15 protein-coding genes are annotated in these 18,986 nt (G+C 67.2%); 5 read left to right on the forward strand and 10 right to left on the reverse strand.

From position 1 onward, the window contains the following. Positions 1–69: 69 nt before the first annotated feature. The 3 genes from ureA to ASB57_RS02220 all read right to left on the reverse strand — a co-directional run bounded on the left by ureA (position 70) and on the right by ASB57_RS02220 (position 2,209). Complete coding sequence (ureA, locus tag ASB57_RS02210) at positions 70–372, reverse strand: urease subunit gamma (RefSeq protein ID WP_057650178.1); 303 nt, start codon at positions 370–372, stop codon at positions 70–72. 27 nt (positions 373–399) lie between these two features. Next, positions 400–1,353 carry an urease accessory protein UreD gene (locus ASB57_RS02215; protein WP_057650181.1) on the reverse strand — a complete coding sequence of 318 codons (954 nt, stop codon included), beginning with the start codon at positions 1,351–1,353 and terminating at the stop codon, positions 400–402. Positions 1,354–1,582: 229 nt separating this feature from the next. Beyond that, positions 1,583–2,209, reverse strand: coding sequence for a TIGR00730 family Rossman fold protein (locus ASB57_RS02220; RefSeq protein WP_057650183.1), 627 nt, complete (start codon positions 2,207–2,209; stop codon positions 1,583–1,585). 55 nt (positions 2,210–2,264) lie between these two features. On the opposite strand from ASB57_RS02220, the gene polA reads away from it, so the two are divergent. Both polA and ASB57_RS02230 read left to right on the forward strand, forming a co-directional pair. Beyond that, complete coding sequence (gene polA / locus ASB57_RS02225; RefSeq protein ID WP_057650185.1) at positions 2,265–4,982, forward strand: DNA polymerase I; 2,718 nt, start codon at positions 2,265–2,267, stop codon at positions 4,980–4,982. Between the two features lie 157 nt (positions 4,983–5,139). Further along, positions 5,140–5,931, forward strand: coding sequence for a dienelactone hydrolase family protein (locus ASB57_RS02230; protein WP_057650187.1), 792 nt, complete (start codon positions 5,140–5,142; stop codon positions 5,929–5,931). 124 nt (positions 5,932–6,055) lie between these two features. Here the strand turns inward: ASB57_RS02230 and ASB57_RS02235 are convergent, their stop codons facing one another. Continuing rightward, positions 6,056–7,729, reverse strand: coding sequence for a Na/Pi cotransporter family protein (locus ASB57_RS02235; protein ID WP_057650188.1), 1,674 nt, complete (start codon positions 7,727–7,729; stop codon positions 6,056–6,058). Positions 7,730–7,908: 179 nt separating this feature from the next. Between ASB57_RS02235 and ASB57_RS02240 the strand changes: the two genes are divergently transcribed. Beyond that, on the forward strand, positions 7,909–9,300 hold the full coding sequence (locus tag ASB57_RS02240; protein ID WP_057650190.1) for an L-serine ammonia-lyase: 1,392 nt from the start codon (positions 7,909–7,911) through the stop codon (positions 9,298–9,300). A 10-nt stretch (positions 9,301–9,310) separates the two neighbouring features. Here the strand turns inward: ASB57_RS02240 and gspF are convergent, their stop codons facing one another. Then, positions 9,311–10,528, reverse strand: coding sequence for a type II secretion system inner membrane protein GspF (gene gspF, locus ASB57_RS02245; RefSeq protein ID WP_057650192.1), 1,218 nt, complete (start codon positions 10,526–10,528; stop codon positions 9,311–9,313). A gap of 180 nt (positions 10,529–10,708) precedes the next feature. On the opposite strand from gspF, the gene gspD reads away from it, so the two are divergent. Together gspD and gspE are read left to right on the forward strand one after the other, a co-directional pair. Next, on the forward strand, positions 10,709–13,363 hold the full coding sequence (gene gspD / locus ASB57_RS02250) for a type II secretion system secretin GspD (RefSeq protein ID WP_057650193.1): 2,655 nt from the start codon (positions 10,709–10,711) through the stop codon (positions 13,361–13,363). Continuing rightward, on the forward strand, positions 13,360–14,790 hold the full coding sequence (gene gspE, locus ASB57_RS02255) for a type II secretion system ATPase GspE (protein ID WP_057650195.1): 1,431 nt from the start codon (positions 13,360–13,362) through the stop codon (positions 14,788–14,790). Before gspD ends, gspE begins: the two co-directional genes overlap by 4 nt. Positions 14,791–14,831: 41 nt before the next feature. Here gspE and gspN read toward each other — a convergent pair whose 3' ends face one another. Genes gspN through ASB57_RS02280 form a run of 5 tightly spaced genes read right to left on the reverse strand, consistent with a single transcriptional unit; the run spans position 14,832 to position 18,871 of the window. Beyond that, positions 14,832–15,641, reverse strand: a complete 810-nt coding sequence (gene gspN / locus ASB57_RS02260; RefSeq protein WP_057650197.1) for a type II secretion system protein N — start codon at positions 15,639–15,641, stop codon at positions 14,832–14,834. After that, positions 15,641–16,246: a type II secretion system protein GspM gene (gene gspM, locus ASB57_RS02265; protein WP_057650199.1), complete on the reverse strand. Its 606-nt coding sequence runs from the start codon at positions 16,244–16,246 to the stop codon at positions 15,641–15,643. The genes gspN and gspM overlap by 1 nt, the downstream gene beginning before the upstream one ends. Then, positions 16,243–17,250, reverse strand: a complete 1,008-nt coding sequence (gspL, locus tag ASB57_RS02270) for a type II secretion system protein GspL (RefSeq protein WP_057650201.1) — start codon at positions 17,248–17,250, stop codon at positions 16,243–16,245. The genes gspM and gspL overlap by 4 nt, the downstream gene beginning before the upstream one ends. Then, positions 17,247–18,209, reverse strand: coding sequence for a type II secretion system minor pseudopilin GspK (gene gspK / locus ASB57_RS02275; RefSeq protein ID WP_057655852.1), 963 nt, complete (start codon positions 18,207–18,209; stop codon positions 17,247–17,249). The genes gspL and gspK overlap by 4 nt, the downstream gene beginning before the upstream one ends. Before the next feature lie 32 nt (positions 18,210–18,241). Further along, the gene (locus ASB57_RS02280) at positions 18,242–18,871 is read right to left on the reverse strand and encodes a type II secretion system protein J (RefSeq protein ID WP_057650203.1); all 630 of its coding nucleotides are present in this window, start codon (positions 18,869–18,871) and stop codon (positions 18,242–18,244) included. Positions 18,872–18,986: the final 115 nt, after the last annotated feature.

Consider the following 18,986-nt stretch of genomic DNA (forward strand, 5'->3'; position numbering starts at 1 on the left):
TCATGGTTGTGGCTGATGTTGTGTTGCTGATGGCGCGCAGGGCGAGCTCGTCCGCACGTTGCAACCGTCTCAGGGAATCGGGTGATGCACGGTGACCAGCTTGGTGCCGTCAGGGAAGGTGGCCTCGATCTGCACGTCGGGAATCATTTCGGGCACGCCTTCCATGACGTCGTCGCGGCTGAGCAAGGTGCTGCCGTAGTCCATCAGTTCGGCGACGCTGCGGCCATCGCGGGCGCCTTCCATCAGCGCGGCGCTGATGTAGGCGACCGCCTCGGGGTAGTTCAGCTTCAGGCCGCGCGCCTTGCGCCGTTCGGCCAGCAAGGCAGCGGTGAAGATCAGCAGTTTGTCTTTCTCGCGGGGCGTGAGCTTCATGGGAGTCCAGGGAGTAGCGTGATGGGTTCAGGTGGCCCACAGGCGCAGGGGCCTGCCGGGCACGCCGTGCACCAGGGGCCGCAGGCGCAGCCACAGGTCGTTGAACAAAAGACGTATCGGTTCGATGTTCGAGGCCACCGCCCGGACGAGCAGCAGGCCTGGCACCGGACTGGTGATGCCGGCGTGTATGCGGGGAACGCCGGCGGATCGCGCGGGCGGCTCCCCCGAAGCTGGCGGCGCTTCAGCGTGCGACCCTTGCGGCGTTCCGGCCGGCCATCCGGAAGGCAGGCTGCTCGCCCAGGCCTCGGCCAGCGCGCTGTCGCAGGCGGGCGCGATGGCCCACAAGGTGCCGTAAGCGGGCAAGCCGGCCAGTCCTTGCGGGGCCGCGCGCAAAGCGGCATCCGCCTGCAGAACCTGTCGTTCCGTCCACAGCAGCCGGCCGGCCGGGTCGCGCAAGCGCGTCAGCGTGCGCAGCGAGCCCGCGCGCCAGGTCTCGCCGGAAGCCTGCCGGCCCAGCAGGGCGGCGTCCCACCCCAGGGCGGTCGCGCCCGGTGCCAGGCGCAACTCCAGGCTCTGGCGTGCCTCGCTGTGATCGAAATAGATATTTTCCAGGGGCAGCCAATCCAGCCGCGCCCCTGGCCCCATCGTGATGCGGACGTCCTGATGGGCAGGATGATGGGGCGTGGTCTTGTACCACTTGGTGGCGCCGGGGGTGGTCAGGACCAGGTGCGCGTCCGCTTCCAGCGCCAGATCCAGTGCCAGGCGGTCACCCCCGGCCAAGCCGCCCGGCGGATGCAGCAGGGTCAGGTGGCAGATGGCCGGATCCGGTTCCGGATAGAGCGGCTTCTGCACGTTCAGCGGGCCGCTGTGGCTGCGACCGGCCAGCACCGTGCGGGCGCCGCGCCGCGCCAGGCTCAATGCCAGGGACGCGCGCCAGCCACCGGTATGCGGCGCGCCTGGCATCGGAAGAAAGCCGTTCATGCGGTTGGGCAGGGAGGGCGGCGAGCCGCCGGTTGGAAATCAGGGACGCGCCATCAGGGCGCACCCTCCAACCGAATGCAAAATGTGTGCCATATCGGGCCATGCACCAGCCCGGGGCCCGGACTATCCATGCTCCCGCCCCGCCCGAAATGGGGCGTAATGCGCCCCAATGCAGAGCATGCCCGCCCAGGATGAACCAACCTGGTGCAGGATAGGGCCGGTCGCGCCTTCAGGCCGGCAGCGAAGGCTCGTACCGCTCCTGCGACAGCAGTTGCGTGTGGAAGTCCACGATGTGCTGTACCGCCTTGGCGGGATCGTCCTCGATGATGAACAGGTCCAGGTCGCGCCGGCCTATCATCCCGTTGCCGAATACCGTCTTCGCCAGCCACTTCACGCCGTCCCGCCAGAAGTCGCTGCCCATCAATATGATGGGGGCGGGCGGCACCTTGCCGGTCTGCACCAGCGTCAAGGCCTCGAACAGCTCATCCAGCGTGCCGAAGCCGCCCGGCAGGGCAACATAGGCGAAACTGTGCATGAAGAAGGTCGCCTTACGCGAAAAGAAGTACTCGAAGTCCAGGCTGATGGTCTGGAACTCGTTGTTGCTGGCTTCATGCGGCAACTTGATGTTCAAGCCGACGCTGGTACCCTTGGCTTCGAAGGCGCCCTTGTTGGCGGCTTCCATGATGCCCGGGCCGCCGCCCGCGATCACCGCAAACCCTGCCTGCGCCAGCGCGTCGGCGACCGCGCGCGCGGTCTCGTAATGGGGCGAATCACGGCTGATGCGGGCACTGCCGAATACACTCACGGCCGGGCCGATATGGCCCAGCTTCTCTGCTGCGTTATGCAACTCTGACATAATCACCGGTATTTGCGTACCGGCAGGAGTCTCCTTGCCATCTGCCACTTTCAACATGAATAAAACCCTGTTATTGGTTGACGGTTCCAGCTATTTATACCGTGCCTATCATGCCATGCCTGACTTGCGGAATTCGCAGGGCGAGCCCACTGGGGCTATCTATGGCGTGATCAATATGCTGCGCAAGCTGGTTCAAGATCATAAGGCAGAGTACGCCGCCTGCATTTTCGACGCGAAAGGCAAGACCTTTCGTGACGATATCTATCCAGAATACAAGTCGCACCGGCCTCCCATGCCCGAGGACCTGGCAGCACAGATCGAGCCTATCCATAAAGCGGTGCGCGCGCTGGGCTGGCCCGTGTATGCGGTGGCCGGGGTGGAGGCCGATGACGTCATCGGCACCCTGGCCCGCATCGCCACCGAGCATGGCCTGAACACCGTGGTGTCGACCGGCGACAAGGATCTGGCGCAGCTGGTCGACGACCATGTGACCCTGGTCAACACCATGAGCGGCGAAGTGCTGGACCCCGCCGGCGTGGTGAAGAAGTTCGGCGTGGCGCCGGATCGCATCGTCGACTATCTGATGCTGATCGGCGACTCGGTCGACAACGTTCCGGGTGTCGACAAGGTGGGACCGAAGACCGCCGTCAAATGGCTGACCGAACACGGCAGCGTCGACAAGTTGATCGAGGTGGCTGACAGCATCAAGGGCGTGGCGGGCAACAATCTGCGCACGGCCCTGCCCAGCTTCCCGATGACGCGCGAGCTGCTGTCGGTCAAGCGCGATTGCGACCTGGGCGAAGAAATCGTTTCGCCCGAGCATCTGCTGCCGCGCGAGCAGGACAAGGAAGTGCTGCTGGAACTGTACGAACGCTACGGCTTCCGCACCTGGCTGCGGGAGATCAGCGGGGAATCCGAGCGCGTGCCCACGGGTGATGCCCGCGTCATCGAGGAAGCGCCCGCGCCCCCCGCCGAAACCGATTATCAAACCATCACCGACTGGGCCGCCTTCGAGCGCTGGCTGGCCTTGATCGAGGCCGCGCCCCTGGTGGCGCTGGATACGGAAACCACGTCGCTGGACGAAATGCAGGCCCGTCTGGTCGGCATCTCCTTGAGCGTGACGCCGGGCACCGCCTGCTATATCCCCGTGGCGCATCGCGGCCCCGAGGCCGGCGACCAACTGCCCAAGGACGAAGTGCTGGCACGCCTGCGCCCGTGGCTGGAAAATGCCGCCGCGGCCAAGCTGCTGCACAACGCCAAATACGACGCGCATGTCTTCACCAACGAAGGGATCCAGCTCGCTGGCATCCAGGAAGACACGATGTTGCAGGCCTATGTGCTGGAGTCGCACCGCGGCGTCAGCCTGGCCGACCTGGCCCAGCGCTGGCTGGGCCGCAAGGGCCAGACCTACGAAGAACTGTGCGGCAAAGGCGTCAATCAGATCTGCTTCGATGAAGTGGCGGTGGAGAAGGCCTCCTTCTACGCGGCCGAGGATGCCGATTTCACGATACAGATGCACAACCTGCTGCGGCCGCGCGTCAGCGCCGAGCGCGGCCTGGATTTCATCTACAAGCTGGAAATGCAGGTGGCCGAGGTGCTGCTGCGTATCGAGCGCAATGGCGTGCGCGTCGATGCCGAAGAGCTGGCGCGCCAGAGCCACGCCCTGGGCACGGAAATGCTGGCCCTGGAAGCGCGCGCCTATGAGTTGGCGGGCCAGCCCTTCAACTTGAATTCGCCCAAGCAACTGGGCGAGATCCTGTTCGGCCGCATGCAACTGCCGGTGGTGCGCAAGACCGCCAGCGGCGTGCCGTCCACTGATGAAGAAGTGCTGACCAAGCTGGCGCAGGACTATCCGCTGCCGCAGGTGTTGCTGCAGTACCGTGGCGTGGCCAAGCTGAAATCCACCTACACCGACAAGCTGCCGCGCATGATCAACCCGGCCACGGGTCGCGTCCACACGCATTATGCGCAGGCCGCGGTGATCACCGGCCGGCTGGCCTCGTCCGATCCCAATCTGCAGAACATCCCCGTGCGCACGGCCGAAGGCCGGCGGGTGCGGGAAGCGTTCGTGCCGGAAAGCGGCGTGCTGATGTCGGCCGACTATTCGCAGATCGAACTGCGCATCATGGCGCACGTGTCGGACGACGCCAACCTGCAGCGCGCGTTTGCCGCGGGCGAGGACATCCACCGCGCCACCGCGGCCGAGGTGTTCGGCGTGGCCTTGGAAAACGTGGCCACTGAACAGCGGCGGGCCGCCAAGGCCATCAACTTCGGCTTGATCTACGGCATGGGGGTGTTCGGCCTGGCGTCGAACCTGGGCATCACGCGGGACGCGGCGCAGGCGTATATCGACCGCTATTTCGCGCGCTACCCCGGGGTGGCGCAGTACATGGAATCGACGCGTCTGCTGGCGCGCCAGCAGGGCTATGTGGAAACGGTGTTCGGCCGGCGCCTGTGGCTGCCGGAAATCAATGGCGGCTCGGGACCGCGCCGTCAGGCGGCGGAGCGGGCAGCCATCAACGCGCCCATGCAGGGCACGGCCGCGGACCTGATCAAGATGGCGATGGTGGCGGTGCAACGCTGGATCGAAACCGACAAGCTGGGCAGCCGCATCATCATGCAGGTACACGATGAACTGGTCCTGGAAGTGCCCGATGAAGAGCAGGCGCTGGTACGCGAACGCCTGCCGGCCCTGATGTGCGGTGTCGCCGAACTGCACGTGCCCCTGGTCGCCGAGGTCGGCGTGGGCAAGAACTGGGAACAGGCGCACTGATGCCGGCTTGCTGACATTGTTACGTTCCCGGAAACGCCCCGTCTGCAACGGGGCGTTTCCATTTGGGCACAGAAGCAGTGCCCACGGGCTTTAGTTGCTGGTCAGTGATGCCCAGGCATAATCGTTGTTTCCCCAGCGTCACGATAAGGAATTCACCATGACTTCTGCTCCCGCCGCCGGTGCCGTGCAACCCACGGTCATCCATACCAGCCCGCAGGGCCTGACCCATGGCCTGATCGACCTGCCCGTCAAGGACGGCACGGTCCAGGCGTATTACGCCGTGCCCGAAGGCAAGTCCAAGCTGCCCATCGTGCTGGTGGTGCAGGAAATCTTCGGCCTGCATGAATATATCCAGGACGTCTGCCGTCGCGTCGCCAAGGAAGGTTACTTCGCCATCGGCGTGAATCTGTACGAGCGCCAGGGCGATGCTTCGACGTACACGGACATCCCCAAGCTGGTCGCCGAACTCGTGGCCAAGGTGCCGGACGACCAGGTCATGTCCGACCTGGACGCCAGCGTGGCCTGGGCCGCGCAGAACGGCGGCGATCCCAAGCGCGTGGGCGTGACGGGTTTCTGCTGGGGCGGCCGCATCACCTGGATGTATGCCGCGCACAATCCCGACGTGAAAGCCGGCGTGGCCTGGTACGGCAAGGTCACCACGGGTCACGGCCCGCTGATCAAGCAGTTCGTGGTGGATATCGCCGACAAGGTCCACGGCCCCGTGTTGGGGCTGTACGGCGCCAAGGATGAAAGCATTCCGGTGGACACCATCGAGCAGGTCAAGGCCAAGCTGGCGCAGGGCAATGCCGCCGCGCAGGCGTCCAAGTTCGTGGTGTATCCCGATGTCGGCCATGCCTTCCACGCCGATTACCGGCCCAGCTATCACGAAGCGGAAGCCAAGGATGGCTGGAAGCGTCTGGTGGACTGGTTCGGTGAATACCTGAAGTAAGCGGCCAAGCTTAAGATGTAGATGGCCCGAGGGCCGGCGCGGCCATGATTGCCGCGCCGGCCCTCGGGCCTTTTGCATGACGGGTATTGCCGCTCAGGCGACGCAGGTCTCGCCGCCGGGCGCCCTAGTTGCCATTCGCGGTGACGTTTTCCCGCAGCCGGCTGGGCAGCAATTCGCCTTCCTTGGCCAGCACCGGATACGCGGCCGCGCCCACCAGATGCGAGTTGATGTTCTTCACGTCGCGCAGGATGTCCAGGTAAAGCTGGCCAACTTCGGCGGCATCGACGTGGCCGGCCTTGATCTTGTTCAGGTGGGTTTCCGATGCGTGGATTTCCAGGGTGCGCAGCCGCTCCTTCTCGCCGGCCAGCGCGCGGGCCTGGCGCAGGTCCGCATTGACGAACAGGGCGGCCGTGCGGCGCTCGGTGGCCAGCAGCTGGCCCAGCACCTCGTCCAGTTCCTCGCGCTGCTCCGGCGCCAGCGTCCACCCTTGCTTGCGCAGCTTGCTCGCGTGCGACAGCAGGCCGTGATACGCGGCATCGGCCGCATGGCCCACATTGCTGGCGAAGGCCAGGATTTCTTCCATGCGCTGCGTGTCTTCGCTGGTCATGTTTTCCCGATCCAGCGTGGCCAGGTACATGGTGATAGCCGTTTCCAGCTTGTCCAGGCCGCCGTCCAACTGCCGTGCCTGCATCAGGCGGTGCCGGTTGTCGCGCTTGAAACCGGCGCGTGCCAACAGCAGCAGCGTTTGCAGCATGTCGGCCATGCGCAGGGCTTCGCGCGATGCGTTGCCCAGCGCCACCGCCGGGACGTCGTGCGCGGCCTCGTCAAGGTAGTGCGGACGGGACGGATCGTCGGGGTCGGCACGCTTGGGCAGCCAGCGCGTCAACAGCGCGGCATAAGGCGCCAGGAAGGGCAGGAACGCGATGGCGATGACGGCGTTGAAAAGCGTGTGGAAATTGGCGACGGCGCGGGCGGGATCCTGCGACAGGCCTTCCATCCAGGGCTCGATCCAGGGCATCGCCAGCAGTCCCAGCACCACGCCGGCCAGCCGCGTCAGCAGATTGCCCAGCGGCAGGCGGCGCGCCGCGGGATCGTCGCCGGTGACTCCTTCGATGATGGGGTTGATCGCCGTGCCCAGGTTGGCGCCCAGCACCATGGCAAAGGCGGCCGGCCCCGAAACCAGATGGTGGCTGGCCATGGACATCAGCAATACCACCACGGCCACGCTGGAATGCGCGGCCCAGGTCAAGGCCGCGGCCAGCAGCATGGCCGCCACCGGTTGCGTGGCCAGCGCATCGAGGATGGTGCGCAGCAGCGGGGCGGTCTGGAAGGGCGCGAACAGTTCGACCAGGGCGTGCAGCGACATCAGCAACAGGCCCAGGCCGATGAACACCCGGCCAAGGTCGCGCGTGCGGCCCGGCGGATAGCGGCGGAACATCCAGACGCCGGCCAGTATGAGGATGGGCGCCAGCGCGGTGAGGTCGAAGGACAGCAGCTGCACGATCAGCGTGGTGCCGACATTGGCCCCCAGCATGGCGGCCAGGGCGGGGACCAGGGCCACCATGCCGCCGGCCGCGAAGCCGGTGATCATCAATCCGGTGGCCGTGCTGCTTTGCAAGGCGGCGGTGATGGCCAGGCCGGCGCAGAACGCGCGCAGCCGGGTGCCCAAAGCCTTGCCGAGGAAGGCGCCCAGCGCCGCGCCGAACGCACGCTGGACGCCCGTCTGGACCATGTGTACGCCCCACAGCAGCAGGGCGACATAGCCAGCGAAGTCGAGTAGCGTGATGATTCCGGACATAGGCAAACAGTATTCAAAAGTGGGGGTGCGTCCCCATCATCGCATGAGATGCGCTCTGGGTCGAATTCAAAATGAAAACGTTCTCATAAATCTTTATGGCTGCCATAAACGGCGTTTTTGACGGGCGGGAGAGGGGCCGCTATATGATGGCAGCACACACGACATGGCAAGGGGTTGTCTTGGCTGTTTCCGTTTTCGATTTGTTCAAGATCGGCATAGGGCCGTCCAGTTCGCATACCGTGGGGCCCATGCGGGCTGCCCTGTTGTTCGCCACGGGGCTCAAGCGCGACGGCCTGCTGCCGGCCGTGGCCAACGTACGCGCCGAGCTGTACGGTTCGCTGGGCGCGACGGGCAAGGGCCACGGCACCGACAAGGGCGTCCTGCTGGGATTGATGGGCCTGGCACCGGATACGGTGGACCCCGCGGCCATCGCGGGCCTGATCCAGCAGGTGCGAACCACGCGCAGCCTGGTCCTGCTGGGCGAACACGCCGTGCCCTTCGTCGAGAAGGAGCACCTGCTGTTCTATCGGCGCGAGGCCATGGCCGAGCATCCCAACGGCATGAAATTCCATGCGTTCGACGCGCAGGGCGCGAGCCTGCGCGAGGGGCGTTATCTGTCGGTGGGCGGCGGCTTCGTGGTGACGGCGGGCGCCTCGAACAGCCAGGTCATGGCCGCGCACGATCAACTGCCTTTTCCGTTCCGCACCGGCCGTGAGCTGGTGCGCATGGCCGAGGACGCGGGTTTGTCCATCGCCGGCCTGATGCTGCGCAACGAACAGGCCTGGCGCACCGAGGAGGAAGTACGGGCGGGGCTCGACGATATCTGGCGCGTGATGCAGGAGTGCGTGGCGCGCGGCTGTGGCATCGACCATCCGGAAGCGGATGGCGAATTGCCCGGCCCCTTGCGGGTGCGCCGGCGCGCGCCTGAACTCTATCGCCACCTGACGCAACGCGCGGAACGCGCCTTGTCCGATCCGCTGACCGTGATGGACTGGGTCAATCTGTACGCCATGGCCGTCAACGAAGAAAACGCCGCGGGCGGCCGCGTGGTCACGGCGCCGACCAACGGCGCGGCCGGGATCATCCCCGCCGTGCTGCATTACTACGATCGCTTCGTGCCGGGCGCCAGCCGCGCGGGCATCCACGAGTTCCTGCTCACGGCCGCGGCCATCGGCCTGCTGTACAAGTACAACGCCTCGATTTCAGGGGCCGAAGTGGGCTGCCAGGGGGAAGTGGGCGTGGCCTGTTCGATGGCGGCCGGTGCGCTGGCCGCCGTGACGGGCGGCAAGGTGTCGCAGGTGGAGAATGCCGCCGAGATCGGCATGGAGCACAATCTTGGGCTGACCTGTGATCCGGTCGGCGGCCTGGTGCAGATCCCCTGTATCGAGCGCAATGCGATGGCGTCGGTGAAGGCCGTCAACGCCGCCCGCATGGCGCTGCGTGGCGACGGCCATCACTATGTGTCGCTCGATTCGGTCATCAAGACCATGCGCGAGACCGGCGCCGACATGAAGACCAAGTACAAGGAAACGGCGCGCGGCGGCCTGGCGGTGAATATCGTGGAGTGCTGACGGCTGCGGGTCAGCGCACCATCTGGTTGATTTCCATGATGGGCATCATCACCGCCAGCACGATCATCAGCACGAAGCCGCCCATCACCAGGATCATGGCCGGCTCCAGCAGCGCGGTCATGGCCATGGCGCGGCGTTCCAGTTCGCGCGCCAGGGTGGACGAGGCGCGGTCCAGCATGCCGGGCAAGGTGCCGGTCTTTTCACCGCTGGCGGTCAGGTGCACGAGCAGGGAAGGGAACACGCGCTGCACCTGCAGCGACGACGCCAGCGACGCGCCTTCGCGCACGCGGGCGGTGGCATCGTCGACCGCGCCGCGCAGCCTGTCATTGCCCAGGGTCTGGCGCGCCGCATCCAGCGCGCGCAGCAGGGGCACGCCGCTGCCGGTAAGAATCGCCAGCGTCGACGCGAAGCGCGCCACGTTCACACCCATGACGAAGCGGCCCGCCAGGGGCAGGCGCAGCACGCGGGCGTGCCACGCCAGCCGGGCGGCTGGCAGCCGCAGTGTGCGGCGCCACATGAATACCAGCGCGGCGATCACCAGCCCGGTCAACCACCCCCATTGCCGCACGTAGTCGCTCAGCGCCAGCATCGCGCGGGTCAAAAAGGGCAGTTGTTGATGGGTCTGTGTGAAGGCCGAAACGACCTGGGGCACGACATAGCCCAGCAGAAAAATAACGATGACCACCGACACGCAGCCGACCACGCAAGGATAAATAAAGGCCGTCAGTATTTTGCTGCGCAAGGCATTGCGGTCTTCGATATACACGGCCAGCTTGTCCATCACCGTGGCCAGTTCGCCGGATTCTTCGCCCGCGGTGACCAGGGCCCGATAAATCTCGGGAAAATCGCGCGGCCGCGCCGCCAGGGCTTCGGCGAAACGGTGGCCGGCGCGGACGTCGGCGCGCACGCCGGACAACACTTCCGCCACGTGTTTGCGTTCGGCCTGGTCCTGGGCCGCGCTGAGGGCGGCATCCAGGGGCAGGCCGGCGGCCAGCAGGCTGGACAACTGCCGGGTCAGCCAGGCCAGGTCGTTGTCATTCAATTTGGGACCGAACAGGCCGCGCGCCGATTGCGCGCTGCCACTGCCGCCAGCGGCGGGCTCGGCCGTCAACGGTAACAAGCCGCGGGCACGTAATTGATTGCGAGCGCCCCGCGCGGTATCCGCGTCAATCAAACCGCGCACGGTCTTACCCAATGCGTCGGTGGCGGTATAGCGATAGGAAGGCATTTATGAAGAATTCTTAATAAAGCAGTGCCCGCGGCACCGTCATCGTGCCCTCAGCGCGTCGCTATGAGCAATTAATATTGGCCGGCAATTATGACCGTTAATAGAGCGTTGTTTATGACAGTAATATTGCATTGCGATCAGTATAATCGCCGCGCTTCTGGCCATAATGACGATGGATCCATGCTACGCGTTTTGCAACGGCTGACAGCCGCAACCCTGTCACTCACCCTCACGTTGGGTGTTCCCCTTACGGCGTTTGCGCAGCAACCGGCGCGTAGTACCGACGACAAGGTTTCCCTTAATTTCGTGGATGTCGACATTCCGGCGGTCTTGCGCGCCTTGTCGTTATTCACCAAGCGTAATTATCTTTATGACCCTCGTGTGAAGGGCAAGATGACGCTGGTATCCGATCAGCCCGTCGATCGCCAGACCGCCATGAATATGCTGGCGGGTTCTCTGCGTCTGCAAGGCTACGCCATCGTCGAAGTCGGCGGTGTGACACGGGTGGTGCCGGAGGCCGACGCCAAACTGCAGGGCAGCGCGATGTCGGTCGAGGACTTCGACCGCCGCGGCGCCGGGGGTGGCCGTAACGTTTCCGCGCCGGCGGCTGGCGCGCCGCGCGCGCCGGGTGGCGAGGTCGTAACGCGGGTGTTCCCCTTGAAGTACGAGAACGCCGCCAACCTGGTGCCGGTGTTGCGGCCCATGGTGCCGCCCAACAATCCCGTCAATGCCTACCCCGGCAACAATACCGTGGTGGTGACCGACTACGCCGACAACATGGAGCGTATCGCCCGGGTCATCGCCAGCATCGACGTGCCGACCTCGATCGATACGGCGGTGGTGCCGGTGCGTTATGCCATCGCGTCCGACGTGGCGGCGCTGGCGTCGCAACTGCTGGATGCCCAGCAGCAGAGCGCCGACGCTACCCAGCGCATCGCCGTGATCGCCGATCCGCGCACCAACAACGTGGTGATCCGCTCGGGCAGCCCGGCGCGCACCGCGCTGGCGCGTGACCTGGTCATGAAGCTCGATACCCAGCAGTCCGGCGCCGGTAATCTGCACGTGGTCTATCTGCGCAATGCCCAGGCCGTGCGCCTGGCGGCCGTGCTGGGCGGTCTGCTGACCGGCCAGGGCGCCAACGCGCCAGGGGCCAATGGCGCCGGCGGCCAGGGCCAGCGCAGTGGCGGCGGCGGCGCGGCCGTGCAGCAAGGCGGCAGCCAGACCAGCCAGGGCGGCAGCGGCAACACGTATACGCCCACGGGCATGGGGAGCGGCAGCACCAGCGGCACGTCCTCGTCCAGCAGCGGCATCGGATCCGGCCAGCAGCAGGCCATCGCCCGGGTCGACGGCAGCAACAATATGCAGCCGGTTTCCTACTCCGGCAACGGCGCGACGGTGCAGGCCGACCCCGCCACCAACACCCTGATCATTTCCGCCAACGAGCCTCAGTACCGCAGCCTGCGGGAAGTGATCGACATGCTGGACCAGCGTCGTGCACAGGTGCTGGTGGAAAGCATGATCGTCGAAGTCAACGAAACCCAGGCGGCGCAGCTGGGCGTGCAATGGTTCGGCGCCACCAACGGTGGCCTCAACACCAACGGCACGTCCGTGATCGGCGGCTCCAACCTTGGCGGTTCCGGGCTCAACCTGACCAGCGCGGCGACCACCATCGACGCCTTGCCCGGCGGCTTGAGCGTGGGCCTGCTGCGCGGCACCACCACCATTCCCGGTGTCGGCCAGATTCTCAACCTGAACCTGCTGGCCAATGCGCTGAAGACCAACGGCGGCGCCAACATCCTGTCCACGCCCAACCTGATGACCCTGGACAACGAAGCAGCCAGCATCATGGTGGGCAAGACCGTGCCCTTCGTGACGGGCCAGTACGTGACGTCCGGCAGCGGCTCCAGCACCAATCCTTTCCAGACCATCGAACGGGAAGATGTGGGCCTGAAGCTGAACATCCGGCCGCAGATTTCCGAGGGCGGTTCGGTCAAGCTGGACATCTACCAGGAAGTCAGCTCCATCGATGCCACCAGCTCCACGAGCACGAGCGGCATCGTCACCAACAAGCGGGCCATCGACACCAGCGTGCTGATCGACGACGGCCAGATCATCGTGCTGGGCGGGCTGCTGCAGGACAGCGTATCGACCAGCAATTCCGGCGTCCCCGGCCTGAGCTCCATCCCCATCATCGGCGCCTTGTTCCGCGACGACTCGCGCAGCCGCGAGAAGACCAACCTGATGGTGTTCCTGCGGCCGCACGTGGTGCGCAGCAGCCAGGACGCCATGGGCGTCACGCTGGATCGCTACAACTACATGCGGCGCGCGCAGAGCGTGGTGCAGCCGGGCGATCACTGGGCCTTGCCGGACATGAACGCGCCCATCCTGCCGCCGGCCAATGTGCCCGGCGCGCCCAATGGCGCTTACGACCTGCGTCCGGCCGCCGCCGCCGAGACCTTGAAGCAGGCGCCCCCGCAGTCCACGCAATCCTTCGCCGTGCGCCAGTTGCCCGAGACGCCGCGTCCGCCGGATGAAGTGATTCGCGCCAATCTGCCGATCGGCGTGACCATCGCCAGCGATCCCTCGGCCTTGTACGGCGACACGCAGTCGACCAAGACCACCCTGCAGTTCGCCACGGCCAACGGCCAGGACCAGGCCGAGAACATCGCCGCGCGCGTGCGCATGAGCGGCCTGGACGCCTATAACCAGCCCGGCCCCGGCGGCCAGGGCTACGTCGTGCGCTCGCAGGTGCCGCGCGATGCGCGCAGCGTCGACACGGCCTTGTCGCTGTTGAAACAACTAGGCTACAAGCCGGAGCTGGTGACGCAGCCATGAGCGCATTGCCGTCACTGCCTTATGCCTGGGCGCGCGCGCAGCGCGCCGTGGTCTCCATGCAGGGCGGGCGGCCGCGCCTGACCACCAGCGCGCGCACGCCGTCCTGGGCCCTGGCCGAGATACGGCGCCGCTATGGCGATCTGGGTGTCGAGGTGGTGGACGACGCGGTGCTGGAAACCCTGCTGACGGCCACCTATAGCGATACGGGTGACGCCGCCACGGTGATGGGCGTGGCCGAAAACGAGATCGATCTCGACCGGCTCATGCAGGACATCCCTGAGGTGGCCGATCTGCTGGAGGCGCAGGACGACGCGCCGGTGATCCGCATGATCAATGCGTTGTTCACCCAGGCCGCGCGCGACAACGCCAGCGATATCCATATCGAGCCCTACGAAACCCACTCGGTGGTGCGCTACCGCGTCGACGGCACCTTGCGTGACGTGGTGTCGCCGCGCAAGGCGCTGCATGCCGCGCTGATCTCGCGCATCAAGATCATGGCGCATCTGGATATCGCCGAGAAGCGCCTGCCGCAGGACGGCCGTATCGCCTTGCGCGTGGGCGGGCGTCCCATCGACGTGCGGGTATCGACCCTGCCCACGGGCCACGGCGAACGCGCCGTGCTGCGTCTGCTGGACAAGGAAGCAGGGCGCCTGGAGCTGGAGAAGCTGGGCATGGCGGCCGGCTTGCTGGGCAAGCTGGACAAGCTGATCCGGCAACCCCACGGCATCGTGCTGGTGACCGGCCCGACCGGCAGCGGCAAGACCACCACGCTGTATGCGGCGTTGGGGCGGCTGGACGCGAGCACCAGCAACATCCTGACGGTCGAGGATCCGATCGAATACGACTTGCCCGGGGTCAGCCAGACCCAGGTCAACAGCAAGATCGACATGAGCTTCGCCATGGCCCTGCGCGCCATCCTGCGCCAGGATCCGGACGTCATCATGATCGGTGAAATCCGCGATCTGGAAACGGCGCAGATCGCCGTACAGGCGTCCCTGACGGGCCACCTGGTGCTGGCCACCCTGCACACCAACGACGCGGTGTCGGCCGTGACTCGCTTGACCGACATGGGCGTCGAGCCTTTCCTGCTGGCGTCGTCGCTGCTGGGCGTGCTGGCGCAACGGCTGGTGCGCCGGCTGTGCCAGCATTGCCGCGCGCCGCATGAAGAAGAGGGCCGCCTGGTGTACCGGCCGGTGGGTTGCCCGCATTGCAATCACACGGGCTACAGCGGCCGCACGGGCATCCACGAATTGTTCGTGGTGGACGAAGAAGTGCGGCGCCTGGTGCATGAAGGGCGCGACGAGCAGTCGCTGCGCCTGGCGGCCGTGGCCGCCGGCATGGAGTCCATGCGCCAGGACGGCGAGCGCTGGGTGCGCGACGGCGTGACGGCGCCCGAGGAAATCGTGCGGGTGACGCGGGATCATTGATCCCGTGGTGCCTGCGGGAAGGCGCCGCGGCGGCCGGCCTGCTACGGACCCGTACCGAACACGCTGCGCGCGCCATCACGACGGCCGATGGCCGACAGCAGCGTTTCCAGATTCTGCCGCACATTGTCCGGCACGCCTGCCTCCGCTTCCGCGGCGCCGTTCAGCGCCAGGCGGCGGCCGTTCCAGTTCCCCGTGGCCTGCACCTTGAGCGGACCGTTCAAGGTCGTCAGCGTCACCACCACGTCATTGCCCTTGCCCTGTCCTTTGCCGGCCGTGGCCTGCAGACGGTAACTACCCAGGGGGTTGACCGTGGACAGCGCCGAGGATGCGTCGCGCCATTGCACTTGCAGCAACTCGGGCCCGCGCGCCACGCCGGCGTCATAGTCGGGCCAGCGCAGTTCCAGATTGCCGCCGGGCGCCAGCGTGTTCACCGGCGAGCCGAAGGCGGCAAGGATGTCGGCGGGTAACCGCAGGCTGCCGGCCGACATCGACACCGACGGCGTGAACAGGCCATGCCAGCCCGGCGCCAGGCGCACGGTGCCGCTCAGCCAGGGGTGGCGCAGCATCACGCCGTGCCAGGTCCATTGCCAATCCAGCGGCTGCGGCAGCGTGCGTCTTGCGCCCGCGGGCCCCACGGCCAGCAGCGCGCTGCCGTTCCAGATGGTGCCGCTGGCGTCGACGATGGCGTACAGGCCGTCGTCATCGACGAAGCGCATCAGCCAGCGGGCGGGCAGGACGCTCAGGGCGGCAAGCAGGCCCACCAGGATGCCGGCCACCAGCAGCCCGAGGATACGGGATGCGCCCGCGGCGCGACGCGCCTGCCAGCGTTCCAGCAATGCCATCGACGCCATCAGTTGCTCACGGGCGCGGCCAGGCGCACGGTGCCGTTGACCTTGCCGGGGATGGGACGGCCGTACTCGGTGCTGGCGCGGGTCAGCGCGACCTCGGCGACGCGCAGGCGCAGTTCGGCCGGCACCTTGTCGCTCCACTGCATCAGCGTCGCGGAGGGCGCCAGCTTGAATTCGACGCGCCAGGCCGCGGCCTGGCCGGCCTTGCTGCCGCTGTTGGCGAGTTCCTGCGTCGTCTGGAAACTGTCAGGCGCGAAACCGGCGCGGCGCAGGCTGTCGTCGATGTCCGTCTGCGCCAGCGGCGCGTTGGTGCTGCGGCCGCTGTGTTGGCGCAGGCGCTGGGCCTCGTTGGTCAGGCTGGCCACCGCGGCGGCTTGTGCGCGCAGCGCGGGCAGTTCGGTGCGTGAGCGCGTGATGGTGGTCAGCGCCGGATCGATGGCGAAGGTGAATATCAGGAACAGGGCCAGCACCGCGCCGCCGCCGTTCACCAGGCGCCGTTCGCGTGGGGTCAGCGCGGCATGCCACACGGCGACCGGGCGCAGGGTGTCGCGCAGCTTCAGGCGCCACGCGGCCAAGGTGGGCGCCAGGCCCGCTACGGAACGCGTCATGGCTGGCTCCTGGTGATGCGCCAGGTCAGCGGCGCGTCCTGTTTTTCGATGCGCAGGCCCAGCGCGGCAGCGGCTTGCGCCATGGCGGGCGCCTGGCCCAGCTGGTCGGGGTCCTTGCTGTCGGCGCCATCCAGCTTCAAGGTGATGGCGTTATCGGCATAGCGCATTTCAGCGGTATGGCTGGCGGCGAAGGGCAGGGCTTTGGCGGAGGCCAGCGCCAGGGGCACGAAGTCGCCGTTGCTGCTGCTGCCTTGGCCGGCCAACAGGGCATTGCGGCCTTGTTCGGCCTGGCGCAGCGCGTCGACCACCACCGGGATGCCGGGGAATGCCGTGCGGACCTGCGCTTCCATGCCGGCGCGCAGGGCAGTGGCTTCGCCGCGCAGGCGCGCCGCATGAATGTTCAGTCCCACCACCCAGACGGCCACGGCCGCGGCGGCCCACCAGAGCGGCGCGCGCCAGGGCGAGGACTGGCGCGGACTCAAGGCCGGCAAGGCCAGCGACCAGCGCGGAGCGTCGGTTTGCCAACGCGCATCGGCGGGCAGGGCCAGGGCGAGTTCGGGATGGCTGTCGTCGCGCGGCAGCACCAGTTGCGCGGGCAGCAGCGCGTCGATGCGCAGGCCTGCCTGGACCAGCAGGCTCCAGGCGCGGGCCAGCGCCGCGCGCGAGGTCCAGGCCACGGTGACGGTGCCATCGGCGGCGCGGGGGCCGTGGCCGATGGCCAGTTCTTCCAGGTCGCTGAGCACCAGCGGTTCGACGGCGCCATGGATCGCGGCGGTAAGCACGCGCGCGGGCACCGCGGGCACCTGCACCGTGGTGACGATGGCGTCGTTGGGCACCAGCACCGCTTCGACGCGGGCGCCGGCGAAGCCGGTGGCCAGGGCCGCTGGCGTCAGCTCACCGCTGCGCGCGCAGCGGCCCTGGCGATCGAACCAGGCGTAGGCCAGCGGCATCGTCGCGGACAGCTCGGCGAGCTCGGGCAGCGCGATGCGTAAGGTGTTCTTCAATGGATTTCTCGTTTCCAGACAATTTCGGTGGATTGGTCGGCGGCGCTCTGGATCAGCGCCCGCATGACCAGGTGGACACGTTCGTAAGCCACGGTGCCGGTGGCGGAGAACCAGGCGCTGGTCGCGCCTATGCCCTCGGGTGTGTTTTGCACGCCGACGCCGCCCAGGCGATTGGTGAAGTCGGCGGCGTCATTGAACCAGGCGCCCCGTTCGCGTTCGCCGACCACGATGCGGGCCTGCGCCATGGTCATGTCGGGGACCAGGGCGGCGATGACCTCGGGTGGCGCGGTGTTGACGTTGACGGTGGTGGCGGCGGGCAGATAGGTGAGCGTCCGCTGCAGATCGCGGCGCAGCGCGGGGTCCAGATTGAGATTGGCCAGCAGGTCCTCGATGCCGCGGGGGGCGGGCGCGCGCGGTGGCGCGCCCTGGCGGATGATGGCGCCGTTCGGGTCGGTCACGGGTTTGCTGGGTTGCGTCAGCGCGACGCGTTGCGCCAGTGTTTGCGCCAGGCCGTCCGGGACTTGCAGGGCGGTCAGCAGGCGCGCGAGCACCACGACCTGGTCAGGCATGATCAGGCCGCCACGGGCCACGTTGTAGACATTGAACTTGCCTTGTTCGTCCTCGATGCTTCCGGAGAAGATGGCGACGCGGCCGTCGCCCGGGCGTTCCAGGCGCGTGTCCTGCACGGGCACCGTCCACAGCTGGCCGGCGTGGATGGTGGGTTCGCGGCGCAGGCTTTCGCGCACCACCAGGCGGGCCCAGTCCAGGCCGCTGACCAGCAGCCAGCGCGCTTGCGCGCGGGCCTGCTCGTTTTCCATCTGGCGGATGGCGGAGGTCTGGCGCATGAACAGGCCGGATGTCAGGGCCGCGACGACGGCGACGACGATCAGGGCGCTGACCACGGCCATGCCGCGCTGGGCGCGTCTGGCCCGCGCGCCGCTGGAAGCTTCCGGTCGCATGCGGCCCGGGCAGGTCTGCTTGATGCGCGGCCTCATCGCAGCACCACCACGCGCGTGTAGCGTTCCCGCATGCCGTTGCGCATGCGCTCCAGCGCGACCTCGATGCCGGTGGCCGCGCGGCCGTCGGTGGGGCCGGCGACGATCCAGCCTTTGCCGGGGACCCAGAAGCGGACGGACAGCTGCACCACGTTGGCCATCACTTCGGCGCCCGCCTGCGCGGGGGGCAGCGGATACTGCGCGCCTGGCTGGCCGGTGTAGCGCCACAAGGCGCCATTGTTGAGGCGCCAGATCACCTGTTGCCAGCTGCCGTCGTCGGCGGGGGCCGAGCGCACGATGCCCAATTGCAAGGGTTTGCCGGGTTGCTGGTCGACTTCGACGCCGCTGGCCAGTTGCCCTTGCTGGGCGACGTTTTCGCCGTTATGGCCGTCATTGGACAAGGTCAGGTCGCGTTCGAGCTGACCCAGCGTGCGGATGATCACCGCGTTGTCCGCCGCGTCCTTCTCCAGCCACGCGCGCGTGTCGGCGACACGGCTCAGGCCGCGATACGCCAGCAAGGTGACCAGCGCCATCAGCGTGATGGCGATCAGCACCTCGATCAGGGTAAAGCCCCGCTGAGCCGCGCTGCGCGCCTTACTGCGCGCGCCTGTGCCAAGCGGGGGCACAGCGGAGCCGGCTTTGCCGGTCCGCCAGTGCCGCCCCCTTGAGGGGGAGGCGCGCAGCGCCTGGGGGAGGGTCTTCCCTTCGGTCCGCCAGTGCCGCCCCCCTGGGGGGGCCGCG

The sequence above is a fragment of the Bordetella sp. N genome, assembly GCF_001433395.1.
In the GTDB taxonomy this organism is placed as follows: domain Bacteria; phylum Pseudomonadota; class Gammaproteobacteria; order Burkholderiales; family Burkholderiaceae_B; genus Bordetella_C.